10 protein-coding genes are annotated in these 13,724 nt (G+C 61.5%); 8 read left to right on the forward strand and 2 right to left on the reverse strand.

Annotated features, from left to right (window positions below; genetic code table 11):
* Nucleotides 1-7: 7 nt before the first annotated feature.
* A complete protein-coding gene (gene ybaK, locus ACF8R4_RS05235; RefSeq protein ID WP_016488787.1) occupies nt 8-478 on the reverse strand; it encodes a Cys-tRNA(Pro) deacylase in 471 nt (156 codons plus the stop codon).
* 303 nt (nt 479-781) lie between these two features.
* Here ybaK and ACF8R4_RS05240 point away from each other — a divergent pair, with 303 nt between their 5' ends.
* The 4 genes from ACF8R4_RS05240 (at nt 782) to glpD (ending at nt 5,753) form a co-directional block, all read left to right on the forward strand.
* Entirely contained in the window at nt 782-1,633 is an 852-nt protein-coding gene (locus ACF8R4_RS05240) for an MIP/aquaporin family protein (protein ID WP_156867756.1), read from the forward strand.
* 51 nt (nt 1,634-1,684) lie between these two features.
* Entirely contained in the window at nt 1,685-3,184 is a 1,500-nt protein-coding gene (gene glpK / locus ACF8R4_RS05245) for a glycerol kinase GlpK (protein ID WP_060497894.1), read from the forward strand.
* Nucleotides 3,185-3,286: 102 nt separating this feature from the next.
* On the forward strand, nt 3,287-4,042 hold the full coding sequence (glpR, locus tag ACF8R4_RS05250) for a DNA-binding transcriptional repressor GlpR (protein WP_016713733.1): 756 nt from the start codon (nt 3,287-3,289) through the stop codon (nt 4,040-4,042).
* A gap of 172 nt (nt 4,043-4,214) precedes the next feature.
* Nucleotides 4,215-5,753 carry a glycerol-3-phosphate dehydrogenase gene (gene glpD / locus ACF8R4_RS05255; protein WP_060497895.1) on the forward strand — a complete coding sequence of 513 codons (1,539 nt, stop codon included), beginning with the start codon at nt 4,215-4,217 and terminating at the stop codon, nt 5,751-5,753.
* A 34-nt stretch (nt 5,754-5,787) separates the two neighbouring features.
* On the opposite strand, the gene ACF8R4_RS05260 is transcribed toward glpD, so the two are convergent.
* Nucleotides 5,788-10,098 (reverse strand): NEL-type E3 ubiquitin ligase domain-containing protein, encoded by a 4,311-nt coding sequence (locus ACF8R4_RS05260; protein ID WP_104833327.1) that lies wholly within the window; start codon nt 10,096-10,098, stop codon nt 5,788-5,790.
* A gap of 339 nt (nt 10,099-10,437) precedes the next feature.
* On the opposite strand from ACF8R4_RS05260, the gene ACF8R4_RS05265 reads away from it, so the two are divergent.
* From ACF8R4_RS05265 to ACF8R4_RS05280, 4 genes are all read left to right on the forward strand, one after another.
* Complete coding sequence (locus ACF8R4_RS05265; RefSeq protein WP_060497897.1) at nt 10,438-11,355, forward strand: glutamate/aspartate ABC transporter substrate-binding protein; 918 nt, start codon at nt 10,438-10,440, stop codon at nt 11,353-11,355.
* 146 nt (nt 11,356-11,501) lie between these two features.
* Nucleotides 11,502-12,248: an amino acid ABC transporter permease gene (locus ACF8R4_RS05270; protein ID WP_060497898.1), complete on the forward strand. Its 747-nt coding sequence runs from the start codon at nt 11,502-11,504 to the stop codon at nt 12,246-12,248.
* On the forward strand, nt 12,249-12,920 hold the full coding sequence (locus ACF8R4_RS05275) for an amino acid ABC transporter permease (protein ID WP_060497899.1): 672 nt from the start codon (nt 12,249-12,251) through the stop codon (nt 12,918-12,920).
* A complete protein-coding gene (locus tag ACF8R4_RS05280; protein WP_003258023.1) occupies nt 12,917-13,651 on the forward strand; it encodes an amino acid ABC transporter ATP-binding protein in 735 nt (244 codons plus the stop codon). The genes ACF8R4_RS05275 and ACF8R4_RS05280 overlap by 4 nt, the downstream gene beginning before the upstream one ends.
* Nucleotides 13,652-13,724 lie beyond the last annotated feature (73 nt).

Genomic DNA, 13,724 nt, shown 5'->3' on the forward strand with positions numbered 1-13,724 from the left:
GGAAGTCTCAGCCTCGACCGATCCCGGCAAACTTGCCCTGGGTATGCTCGGCCAACACCGCTGCAGCCAACTCCACTTCCAGCCCACGCCGTCCAGCACTGACATGGATGGTTGCAAAGTTCTGCGCTGAATCATCAATGAACGTCCGCAGACGTTTCTTCTGCCCCAACGGGCTGATCCCGCCGACCAGATAACCTGTGGCACGCTGCGCCGCCGCGGGGTCGGCCATTTCGCACTTCTTTACCCCGGCAGCATGGGCGAGGGCCTTCAGGTCCAAAGTGCCCACCACAGGGACCACCGCCACCAACAATTCACCCTTCTCGCTGCTCGCCAACAAGGTCTTGAACACTTGTTGCGGGTCAAGCCCGAGCTTTTCCGCTGCCTCCAGGCCATACGACGCCGACTTCGGGTCATGCTCATAACTGTGCACGCGGTGCTCGGCACGGTGCTTCTTCAACAGGTCTAGGGCGGGGGTCATGCAGGGGCTCCGGTCTTGGACGGCTCGGCGGCTACTTTAGGACAATTCCCACATCCCAGCCAGCGCACCGCAATTGGGCGCCTCTAGCACGGGGATCCGCAGCTGATTTTAGCGGCCATATCGTGACTGGTCGTTCACTTTCGACCTTTGACATCAGCGTTTCTTGTCTATATTTTTTCGCTTTTGAATAAATGGTGCACTTATAAGGTGCATTTCCTACATCTGCCCGGGGTCAATGGGGATAGACACCGGGCTTTGCTGTCGAGCGCCACGCGCCTCACAACAAAAAAAACGAGGTCATACATGACGACTGCTCTACGCCAACCCATGCTGTCCAGCCAATGCCTGGCCGAGTTCCTCGGCACCGCCCTGTTGATCTTTTTCGGTACCGGCTGCGTTGCCGCCCTCAAGGTCGCCGGCGCCAGCTTCGGCCTATGGGAAATCAGTATCATCTGGGGCGTCGGCGTGAGCATGGCGATCTACCTCACCGCCGGCATTTCCGGCGCGCACCTGAACCCGGCCGTGAGCATCGCCCTCACCCTGTTTGCCGGTTTCGACAAGCGCAAGCTGCCCTTCTACATGCTGGCCCAGGTGTGCGGCGCGTTCTGTGGCGCAGCGCTGGTGTATACCCTGTACAGCAACCTGTTCTTCGATTTCGAACAGGCCCACGCCATGTTGCGCGGTAGCGAAGCCAGCCTGGAGCTGGCCTCGGTGTTCTCCACCTACCCACACCCGTCGCTGTCCACCGGCCAGGCATTTCTGGTGGAAGTGGTGATCACCGCCATCCTGATGGCTGTGATCATGGCCCTGACCGACGACAACAACGGCCTGCCACGCGGCGCCATGGCACCGCTGCTGATCGGCCTGCTGATTGCCGTGATCGGCAGTGCCATGGGCCCCTTGACCGGCTTTGCGATGAACCCGGCCCGCGACTTCGGGCCAAAACTCATGACCTTCCTGGCCGGCTGGGGCGAAATAGCCTTCACTGGCGGGCGGGATATTCCTTATTTCCTGGTTCCGGTGTTCGCACCGATCCTTGGCGCCTGCGTGGGTGCCGCGACCTATCGCGGCCTTATCGCCCGCAACTTGCCAACGGCACCAGCCGCGAACCCTGAGACAAATGACATCCGCCAGGGCGATACTCAAGCCAATTGATGCCGGCATCACGCCCAGCCCTGACCCCCTATTTTTGCAAGGCCTACGACCATGACAGACACCCAGGATAAGAACTACATCATCGCCCTGGACCAGGGCACCACCAGTTCGCGGGCGATCATTTTCGACCGCGACGCCAATGTGGTGGGTACCTCCCAGCGTGAGTTCGCCCAGCATTACCCGCAGGCGGGCTGGGTCGAGCACGACCCGATGGAGATCTTCGCCACGCAAAGCGCGACCATGGTCGAAGCCTTGGCCCAGGCCGGTATCAGCCATGCTCAGGTCGCCGCACTGGGCATCACCAACCAGCGCGAAACCACCGTGGTATGGGACAAGGAAACCGGTCGCCCGGTGTACAACGCCATCGTCTGGCAGTGCCGCCGCAGTACCGAAATCTGTGCCCAGCTCAAGCGTGACGGGCATGAAGACTACATTCGCGAAACAACCGGCCTGGTCACCGATCCCTACTTCTCCGGCACCAAGCTGAAATGGATCCTCGACAACGTCGAAGGCGCGCGTGAACGTGCCGAGCGTGGCGAGCTGCTGTTCGGCACCATCGATACCTGGCTGATCTGGAAGTTCTCCGGCGGCAAGGTACACGTCACCGACTACACCAATGCCTCGCGCACGCTGATGTTCAACATCCACAGCCTGCAGTGGGATGAAAAGCTGCTGGAGATCCTGGGCATCCCGCACCAGATGCTGCCAGAGGTGCGCCCGTCCTCGGAAGTGTACGGCCACACCAAGAGCGGCATCGCCATCGCCGGTATCGCTGGCGACCAGCAGTCGGCACTGTTTGGCCAGATGTGCGTGGAGCCAGGCCAGGCCAAGAACACCTATGGCACCGGCTGCTTCCTGCTGATGAACACCGGCGACAAGGCGGTAACGTCGTCCCATGGCCTGCTCACCACCATCGCCTGCGGCCCGCGTGGCGAGGTGGCCTATGCACTGGAGGGTGCGGTGTTCAACGGTGGTTCCACCGTGCAATGGCTGCGTGACGAACTGAAAATCGTCAACGATGCTTTGGATACCGAGTACTTCGCCAGCAAGGTCAAGGACAGCAACGGCGTCTACCTGGTGCCCGCCTTCACAGGCCTGGGTGCCCCGTACTGGGACCCGTATGCCCGTGGCGCGCTGTTCGGCCTGACCCGTGGCGTGAAGGTGGACCACATCATCCGCGCCGCACTGGAGTCGATCGCCTACCAGACCCGCGACGTGCTCGATGCCATGCAGCAGGACTGCGGCCAGCGCCTGTCCGAGCTGCGTGTGGACGGTGGTGCGGTGGCCAACAACTTCCTCATGCAGTTCCAGGCCGATATCCTTGGCACCTGCGTAGAGCGGCCGAAGATGCGCGAAACCACAGCGCTGGGCGCCGCCTATCTGGCTGGCCTGGCTTGTGGCTTCTGGAGTGGCCTGGACGAGCTGCGAGATAAAGCCATCATCGAGCGCGAATTCAGCCCACAGCTGGATGAAGCGCAGAAAGAGAAGCTGTATGCCGGCTGGAAAAAAGCGGTCGAGCGCACCCGTGACTGGGAAGATCACGAGGCGTAATGCCTATCGGGGCCGCCACGCGGCCCCAATCGTCTACTGGCCGTCATCCGCGTCCTACGGCATCATTGCAGAATTTGTCCGGCAGCCCCAAAGGACCGCCCCATGAATCTGCCCCCCCGCCAACAACAAATCCTCGAACTGGTGCGTGAGCGCGGTTACGTCAGTATCGAAGAAATGGCGCAGCTGTTCGTCGTGACACCGCAAACCATCCGCCGCGATATCAACCAGCTGGCCGAACTCAATTTGCTACGTCGCTACCACGGTGGCGCGGCCTACGACTCGAGCGTGGAAAACACCGCTTACGCCATGCGTGCCGACCAGATGCGCGACGAAAAGCAACGCATCGCCGAAGCCGTAGCCCGGCAGATTCCCGACCATGCGTCGGTGTTCATCAACATTGGCACCACCACCGAATCCATCGCCCGGGCACTGCTCAATCACAACCACCTGAAGGTCATCACCAATAACCTGCATGTGGCTGCAATCCTCGCCGCGAAGGATGACTTCGAAGTGCTGGTGGCCGGTGGCACGGTACGTCGCGATGGCGGGGTGGTCGGCCAGGCCAGTGTCGATTTCATCAACCAGTTCAAGGTCGACTTCGCCCTGGTCGGCATCAGCGGCATCGATGAAGACGGCAGCCTGCTCGACTTCGACTATCAGGAAGTTCGGGTGTCTCAGGCCATCATCGCCAATGCCAGGCAAGTGATCCTTGCCGCCGACTCCAGCAAGTTCGGGCGCAACGCTATGGTGCGTCTGGGCTCGATCAGCCTGGTCGATTGCCTGGTAACCGACCAGGCGCCGACGACCACCCTCACCCAGTTGCTCAACCAGTACAAGATCCGCCTCGAGGTGGTGTGAACCGCATGCGGGCTGCCAAGCAACCCGCCATTTTCGTAAATGTTCACTTTACTGTCATGATCAGTTTTTTCTATAAAGACTGACTGGCGACCGGCTTTCTGTTGCGCTAGTATTTTCGGAAACGAACATCAATGTTCATATTCGATGTGAACAGCCTCAGGAGGCCTTGCCCGTGTCCCAGCCCGTTTCGTCCCAGCCCCCACTCGCCGACTGCTATGACCTCGCCGTGATTGGCGGTGGCATCAATGGCGTGGGCATCGCTGCCGACGCCGCTGGTCGTGGCCTGAAGGTATTCCTTTGCGAAAAGGACGACCTGGCCCAGCACACCTCGTCGGCCAGCAGCAAGCTGATCCACGGTGGCCTGCGCTACCTGGAGCATTACGAGTTCCGCCTGGTTCGCGAAGCATTGGCCGAGCGTGAAGTGCTGCTGGCCAAGGCCCCGCACATCGTCAAGCCCATGCGTTTCGTGCTGCCGCACCGCCCGCACCTGCGCCCGGCCTGGATGATCCGCGCCGGCCTGTTCCTGTATGACCACCTGGGCAAGCGCAAGCGCCTGGGCGCCTCGCGCAGCCTGCACTTTGGCCCGGGTTACCCGCTTAAGCCTGCGATCACCCGCGGTTTCGAATACGCCGACTGCGCCGTTGACGACGCCCGCCTGGTAGTGCTCAACGCCATGGCCGCTCGCGAGACCGGTGCGCACATCCACACTCAAACCCGTTGCCTGCGCGCCGAGCGTGTAGACGGCCTGTGGCAGGTTGAACTGCAGCATGCCGACGGCAGCCAACAGAGCATTCGCGCCCGTGCGCTGGTCAACGCAGCCGGCCCTTGGGTCGCCACTTTCATCAAGGATGATCTCAAGCTCGACGCGCCGTATGGCATTCGCCTGATCCAGGGCAGCCACCTGATCGTGCCGCGCCTGTACGAAGGCGAACATGCCTACATCCTGCAGAACGAAGACCAGCGCATCGTCTTCTGCATTCCGTACCTGGAGCGTTTCACCCTGATCGGTACCACCGACCGCGAATACAGCGGCGACCCAGCCAACGTAGCGATCACCGAAGGCGAAACCGATTACTTGCTCAAGGTGGTCAACGAACATTTCAATCATCAGCTCAGCCGTAGCGATATCCTGCACACCTATTCCGGCGTGCGCCCGCTGTGCAACGACGAATCAGACAACCCTTCTGCGGTCACCCGCGATTACACCCTGGCATTGTCTGCCGAGGAAGGCCAGGCGCCACTGCTGTCGGTGTTCGGCGGCAAGTTGACCACCTACCGCAAGCTGGCCGAGTCGGCGATGGGCGAACTCCAACCGTTCTTCACCCAGATGCGTGGCAGCTGGACCGCCAGCGCGCCATTGCCCGGCGGCGAAAACATGACCAGTGCGCAGGCATTGGTCGATAACGTACTGGCCAGCCATGGCTGGTTGCCGGTTGATATCGCCAAGCGCTGGGCCGTGACGTATGGCAGCCGGGTATGGCGCCTACTGGAAGGTGTGAACGGCCCCGAGGACCTCGGCCAATCGATCGGCGGTGGCCTGTTCGGCCGCGAAGTGGACTACCTCTGCCGTGAAGAGTGGGCCACCAGCGCCGACGATATCCTCTGGCGCCGCACCAAGCTCGGCCTGTTCACCAGCCCCGCCGAACAGCAGGTGCTGCGCGACTACCTGCAGAAAGCCCAAGCCGATCGCGCCCAAAACCGCGCTGCCTGAAAGAGGCCCCGGCAGGCAAAGCCGGGGCTTCCCTTTACGCGTTCAAGCGTTCGTACACTTCTCTGGCGAGGGTTGTGAATACCCTGCGTTCGGCCAGCTCGTATTCGTGCATCAGGCCGTTGCTGCGCTTCACATAGGTCCATTCGTCGATATGCCCGGCCTCCAGGTCCGCCTCGTTCTGCTCATGTAGCAACTGCACCGGCTGCAACTGAGCCTCGAGCCGCTCGGGGTAGCGCTCGCGGACATGGGCCTCCCAGAACGGGCGCTGGGAAAGCGCGGCAATCTCGCTGGCGGGATTTTGCGCAGCCAGCACGTCACTTCTGGCTCGGAGCAAGTCGCTGGTGGTGACGTTGGCATAGCTCTCGTAATGCATTTCGTCGGCTTCGATGGGCAGGTCAAGCATGGTCCTGAGCTTGAGCCGGTAGTACAGCCGCACTTCGACTTCATCCACCAGTGCCTCGCCGCTGCGGTGCATGCGCTCGATGTGTCGCGTGGCTATCCGGTCCACCTCGTCGAGCCGGAACAGTGACTGCGCCAGGCGCAGCAGCTTGCCCTCGACGTGGGCCGGGGGAACGTTTGCCGTCGCCCGTTCCACCAGCACGGCCAGCTCCAACTGTTCTAACACCAGCAGCAGCCGGTCTTCGCAGGTCCGTTGCCCAGAGGCCTCCTGGAACACCCGCAGCCGCAGCTGCTCGTGCTGCTCGCAGGCATCCAGGATATGCCAGATACGCTTCCTGAAGTGCCCAGGGTGCGACTGGAAGTCCTCTGAGGAGGCAAAGTCCGACAGAAAACGCATCAGCCCCGCCGCTTCGGTTTCCTGACGCAACGTATTCCAACTCTGTTTTCGGCGGGTGTAGAGGTCGTCCAACGTGGTGCCCAGCCATTGATCACGCACCGCGTCGTCCAGCGGGTGATGACGATAGGCAATACTGCCACGCGCGCCGGCTTGCGCCATTTCAGCGGCATCATCAAGGCGCTGCTCACCGGCACTGTCGAGCGGATTGTCATGCAAGGCCAGTTGGTCCACGCGCGCTCGCAAGACCTCAAGGTCCTGGCGTACCGTCTGTATCTGGTTGTCGCGCAGGTCGACCAGCGCGCGCCAGGTGACCCTCTCAGGGATCGTCGCCAACCCCGTGGAGCGTAGCCGCACATCACGCAAGTTACGCAACTCCATCAGCTCAGGCGCACGGCCCAATGGGTTGTGGCAAAGGTCCAGCACCTGCAGCCGCGTCAACGCGCGCAGCCGCTGTTCGCCAACGCTGTTCAACACAATGCTGTTGCGCGAAAGGTGCAACTGCCTGAGCTGCTCCAGGCGTTCTACGCCAGCAGGCACCTGCACGAGGCGGTTATCGCTGAGGTTCAGCTCGACCAGGTTGGGAAAACGCTCGAGAAACGCTTCATCAAGCGCAGCAAGCTCCATGCTTCTCAACACCAGGCGCCTGATGTGGGAAAAACTCACACCCGCCGGCAGCTGCGGCAGGCTGCCTACTCGCTCACCATCGAGTATCAGTACGTACTCACCGCCATCGTTGCTGATCTTGCGCCGCCAACTGCGCCGAATGTGGGTGGCCACCCGGCGCCGTTGCAGGACTTCCAGCGGAGTACCGCCTGCTCGCTGCCAGGCGTTCAAGTTTTGTCGCAATGCCGCCAGCTGTTCCTGCAGGCCACGGTAATGCGCCCACAGCCCCTCACGGCGGGTGATGACCTCCAGCACATAGGCCTGCAGCTGTTCGTCACTGAGGGTTGGGAAGATCTGATGAATACCCCGCCTCATTGCACGCCGGCTGCTATCGCCTCGCCCGCTCAGCGGATAGCCGATTCGGCCATCGGCAATACGCCTGGGTGGGCGGATACCCAGGCCGACCGGTGCCAGGCCGAGCAACCTGGCAACCTGGTCGCGATCACTGGCAGCCGCTTGGATAAGGTTGTCACGCAACCTGGTCGTGGTAAACGGCGCACCACTGCCCAGGAGGGTTTTCTGCTGCGGGTCCAGGCATGACGCCAGCACATCGAGCAAAGGCAGAATTTCTGCCTCACTGCCAGCGAGGGCATAACCTTCAGCCTGGCGTACGATGCGCTTGACCCGGGGCGCCTGCTCGCTGCCTTGCGCAACCAGCACACGCCCCTGCGCACTTTGCGCGCGCAACTCGATTCGCACCTCCGGCGACCAGGGCGCCCGCAGGTCGATCAGGCCCAACGCCAACCGTGCGCTGTCCTCGCTCGCCCACTGCGGCAGCAGCAGGCCAGTACAGGCCTTGTCCAGGCGGCTGTCACGCAACCACCAGCGCGCCCGCTCCGCCAGCGCCAGCGGTACGCGCCGCGAGCGCTTGAGCTGGTCAATCTGGGTGCCGCTGGCCTCACTGAAAATCTCCCTGGCGCCCCGCACGGACAACCCCGGAAAGTCTCGAATCAGCAACTGTTCATCGCTGGTCAACGCTGGCTGACGCTCGTTGAAACGCGCCTCCAGCGCTTCACCACGTAGCGGCGCCAGTTCAGTTGCCAGCTGATAACGCTCCATCACATCGAGCATCCGCGCCGGCACAGGAGCGTTTTCCAGGTGCAGGCCGCGCAAGTGCGACTCATCAAAACCAGTGATCTGCGCCAAGTGCGTGGCAGTGGCATCGGATAGCCCGGCCAGGCGACTGCTCAGACGCCGCATCAGATAGCCCACACCTTGCCACTCCTGGGGGCTTTCCAGGGCGTGGCGCCAACCATCGCTGGGGGTGCGCTCGATCCTGGGTGCGTAAGCCTCGCTGCGGATGGGGTGACGAATGAACGAGGAGCCGCTGCCAGGCTCTCTCTCGACACGATAGAGCCCGCCGCCCTCGGGAAGCTGCCAAAAGTCGCTGCCCAGTAGTGGCTGCTGCACGGCATCCATCGCATAGCCTGGGAGCTCTGACGAGCAGAGCTTCAATTGCCCGGCACTGTCGACCACTGGCCGCAGCTCGTCGACGAATGGCACTCGCTGCAGCGCCCGCATGCCGGCCGACACCCCCCCGCTGATCAATAAGCCAGCGGCCACATTTTCTGCCACGCCAAACAGGTGCTCCAGCGCCCCCTTGCGATCACCCAGGCGCCAGTCCTCGTAACCCTCGTATACCTCGGTAGCGATCTGCGCCGCGAACACCACGGTCATGACTTCGCCTAGCAGCGGCACGAACATCCCGGCAACGCCCAACACATCGAAGGCCAGTGACTCATAGCCCTGCAGGCGTGCTTGCCGGTCCGCCTGGTCTTCATCCCCGGTTGGCCTTGCAAGCATGCGGGCATCATCAAACAGCTTGCTGAGCTGCAAACCACGCAGATGGGCGAACAGGCCACCATCAATGGCCAGGTTGCGCCCATCAAGGTTCGCCGCACCGCCCACAGGTCGAGAGTGCAGGCGCTCATTCAGGGCCTGGAAGAACGACAGCCGATCACGCTCCAGAATAAACCGGACAAAAAATGCCCTCGGCCCAGCTTCGTTCAACCACTGTGCCACCCAGTCGTAAAACGCCTGCCAGGAGGCGTGCATGCGCACCGGTTGTTGCGCCATCCCAGGCACGTAGGCAATCACCTCAGCTGGGTTGTCGCCATGTTGCACTTCGAACGTGAACACGCCGTGGATACACTTACCCAGCAGATACAACTGGCGAGCGACCACAGCATCGGCCACAGGCGGGACAATAGGGACCGATGCCATCAACGGGAGCAACTGCAGGTAGTGACGCTCGCTCAGTTCACCTTTCAATGTCGCCAGACGTACCGCTACCTCCAACTGTGCCCGCAGGCTTTCTTCGATAAGCCCGCGTACGGCGGGCGAGCCTTTGCCCTGCGCATCACCTGTGCCGAGCTGCCGTTGCAGCAACGTCTGGTATTGCCCGCCCACATCCAAGGCCCGGCAACGCCCCGCAAAGGCCTCGATACCGAGCCCCAGCACGGTGCCATGGGCATCCGTGAGCACCCCTTTGCGACCGGCCAATGGCCTGGTCTCGGATACGTGATAATTGTGCAGCGCCGCCGCCAGCAGGCTTTGCCTCGTCACACGCGTCCCCTTGGGCCGGTAGAGTTTCTCTGCGACCGAGGGGTAATACACCTGTTCGGTGATCGTCACAGTGCTGTTGCGCACATCAGTATCGGCCACCCTTGCTTCGCGCAGGGCGGCCAGTAGCAGACGCTCGGCGAAAACATCTAGCCTGGGGATCGCGGCCAGTAGCTCGCCCAACTGCTGGTTGACCTGCTCCTGCCTGGCCAGGGCGCGCTGCAGGGCACGGACCTGGTCTGGCCGAGCGACGCGTAACCAGCCCGGTAAACGTTCGGCGATCAGCCAGTCGATGGAGTCGTCTGGGGTATGGCGGGTGGGCATGTCTGAATCTCCTGATGACAGCACATCAGGACATCACGACCATGACACCAACACGCGGCACCTATGTACCACGAGACGACGGGCGAACTCCGCAACTCGTTCGGATTTACGAATGAACATTTGTCACTCATTCGGAAAGCCGTACGCAAAGCCATCTGACAATAATGTCAGAAAAGCTTAATCCCCAGGTTTTTCGCGGCGTTATGATCAAACACAGAGCTTGGCACGACTCATGCTCTACACTTGGTAGCCGAATGCACTCGCTTCTTGCTGTATTCGTTGAACGAAAGAGTCCGCCAACGGCTCCATAAAAAAAACAAACACGTCGAGGAAAATTTGATGCGTATCGTTCGTCAATTGCTGGGCGCCGCCATCGCGGCCGCTGTAATCGCTTCGCCGGCCATGGCCGAAGAACTGACTGGCACCCTGAAGAAGATCAAGGATTCGGGCACCATCACCCTGGGCCACCGCGACTCCTCCATCCCGTTTTCCTATCTGGCCGGCAAACCCGAGCCCGTGGGCTACTCGCATGACATCCAGCTGGCTGTCGTCGACGCCCTGAAGAAGCAACTGGGTACTGACATCAAGGTCAAATACAACCTGGTCACCTCGCAAACCCGCATCCCGCTGGTGCAGAACGGCACCGTCGACCTGGAGTGCGGCTCCACCACCAACAACGTCGAACGCCAGCAGCAAGTCGGCTTCTCGGTCGGCATCTTCGAAGTCGGTACCCGCCTGTTGACCAAGGTCAAGGACGGTGCGCCTGCATACAAAGATTTCCCGGACCTGGCCGGCAAGAACGTGGTAACCACCGCGGGCACCACGTCCGAACGCATCCTCAAGGCGATGAACGCCGACAAGCAGATGAAGATGAACGTGATTTCCGCCAAGGACCACGGTGAAGCCTTTAACATGCTCGAAAGCGGCCGCGCCGTGGCATTCATGATGGACGATGCCCTGCTCGCCGGCGAAATGGCCAAAGCCCGCAAACCGTCGGACTGGGTCATCACCGGCACCCCGCAGTCGTACGAAATCTACGGCTGCATGGTGCGTAAGGATGACGCAGCCTTCAAGAAAGCGGTCGATGACGCCATTGTCGGTTACTTCAAGTCAGGCGAAGTCAACAAGAGCTACGACAAGTGGTTCCAGCAGCCGATCCCGCCAAAGGGCCTGAACCTGCAGTTCCCGATGAGCGACGAGCTGAAGAAACTGATCGCCGAGCCGACCGACAAGGCGGCGGACGAGAAGAAGTCCTGATCCTCAGCGTTTAATGGCCTGGTGCGCATCCGCGCACGATTGAACCCACAGGCCACGCATTAGTGTCTACCCTTTCATCCGAGGGCGCCCAGCGCCCCCGGATGCTCGAAGGTGCCCGTGAAACAACCGTCTGAGGGGAAATCCCGATGAATTACAACTGGGACTGGGGCGTGTTCTTCAAGTCCACCGGCGTGGGCAGCGAAACTTATCTGGACTGGTACGTCACCGGTCTGGGCTGGACCATCGCCATCGCCATTTCCGCCTGGATCATCGCCTTGCTGCTGGGCTCGGTCCTCGGTGTGATGCGTACCGTGCCGAACCGCCTGGTGTCCAGCATCGCGACCGCTTATGTGGAGCTGTTCCGCAACGTGCCGCTGCTGGTGCAGCTGTTCATCTGGTACTTCCTGGTACCGGACCTGCTGCCCGAAGGCCTGCAGGAATGGTTCAAGCAAGACCTCAACCCCACGACCTCGGCACTGATCAGCGTGGTCATCTGCCTGGGCCTGTTCACCGCCGCCCGCGTGTGTGAACAGGTACGTACCGGTATCCAGGCGCTGCCCCGCGGCCAGGAAGCCGCTGCCCGTGCCATGGGCTTCAGCCTGCCGCAGATCTACACCAACGTGCTGCTGCCGCAAGCCTACCGGATCATCATTCCACCGCTCACCTCAGAATTCCTGAACGTGTTCAAGAACTCCTCTGTGGCTTCGCTGATCGGCCTGATGGAGCTGCTGGCACAAACCAAGCAAACCGCCGAGTTCTCGGCCAACCTGTTCGAGGCCTTTACCCTGGCCACGCTGATCTACTTCACCCTGAACATGGGCCTGATGCTGCTGATGCGCATGGTCGAGAAGAAAGTCTCGGTGCCTGGCCTGATTTCCGTAGGGGGCAAATAAATGGACATGGATTTCAGCGAAATCATCCCGGCCCTGCCGGCCCTGTGGGACGGCATGGTCATGACCCTGCAGTTGATGGTCATGGGCGTAGTCGGCGGCATCGTGCTGGGCACCATTCTGGCGCTGATGCGCCTGTCGTCAAACAAACTGCTGTCGAACGTGGCCGGTGCCTACGTCAACTACTTCCGCTCCATCCCGCTGCTGCTGGTGATCACCTGGTTCTACCTGGCGGTGCCGTTCGTGCTGCGCTGGATCACCGGCGAGGACACCCCCGTGGGTGCCTTCACCTCGTGTGTGGTGGCCTTCATGATGTTCGAGGCGGCCTACTTCTGCGAAATCGTCCGCGCCGGCGTGCAGTCGATTTCCAAGGGCCAGATGGGCGCCGCCCAGGCCCTGGGCATGACCTACGGCCAGACCATGCGCCTGATCATCCTGCCCCAGGCCTTCCGCAAGATGACCCCGCTGCTGCTGCAGCAGAGCATCATCCTGTTCCAAGACACCTCGCTGGTATACACCGTGGGCCTGGTGGACTTCCTCAACTCGGCACGCTCCAACGGCGACATCATCGGGCGCTCCCATGAGTTCCTGATCTTCGCCGGTGTCGTGTACTTCCTCATCAGCTTCTCCGCTTCGTGGCTGGTCAAGCGCCTGCAAAAAAGGATCACCGTATGATTTCCATCAAGAACGTCAACAAGTGGTACGGGGACTTCCAGGTACTGACCGACTGCAGCACCGAGGTCAAGAAGGGTGAAGTGGTCGTGGTGTGTGGCCCGTCGGGTTCGGGCAAGTCCACCCTGATCAAGTGCGTGAACGCCCTGGAACCCTTCCAGAAAGGTGACATCGTGGTCGATGGCACCTCGATTGCCGACCCGAAGACCAACCTGCCCAAGCTGCGCTCCCGGGTTGGCATGGTGTTCCAGCACTTCGAGCTGTTCCCGCACCTGTCCATCACCGAGAACCTGACCATTGCCCAGCGCAAGGTGCTCGGCCGCAGCGAAGCCGAAGCGACCAAGAAGGGCCTGGCCCTGCTCGACCGCGTCGGCCTCGGTGCCCACGCCAAGAAGCACCCCGGCCAGCTGTCCGGTGGCCAGCAGCAGCGTGTGGCCATTGCCCGCGCCCTGTCGATGGACCCGATCGTCATGCTGTTCGACGAACCGACCTCGGCGCTGGACCCGGAAATGGTCAACGAAGTACTGGACGTCATGGTCGAACTGGCCCACGAAGGCATGACCATGATGTGCGTGACCCACGAAATGGGCTTCGCCCGCAAAGTGGCCAACCGCGTCATCTTCATGGACAAGGGCAACATCATCGAGGACTGCCAGAAGGAAGACTTCTTCGGCAACCCGTCGGCCCGCCACGAGCGTACCCAGCACTTCCTCAGCAAGATCCTGCAACACTGATTTTGCTTCACTGAACCGGTCGGCGCCGCTGCCCTTTCGGGCAGTTGGCGCTGGTCGTGACAAGGCCACTGTG

Source organism: Pseudomonas sp. FYR_2 (assembly GCF_043106425.1).
Lineage (GTDB): Bacteria > Pseudomonadota > Gammaproteobacteria > Pseudomonadales > Pseudomonadaceae > Aquipseudomonas > Aquipseudomonas monteilii.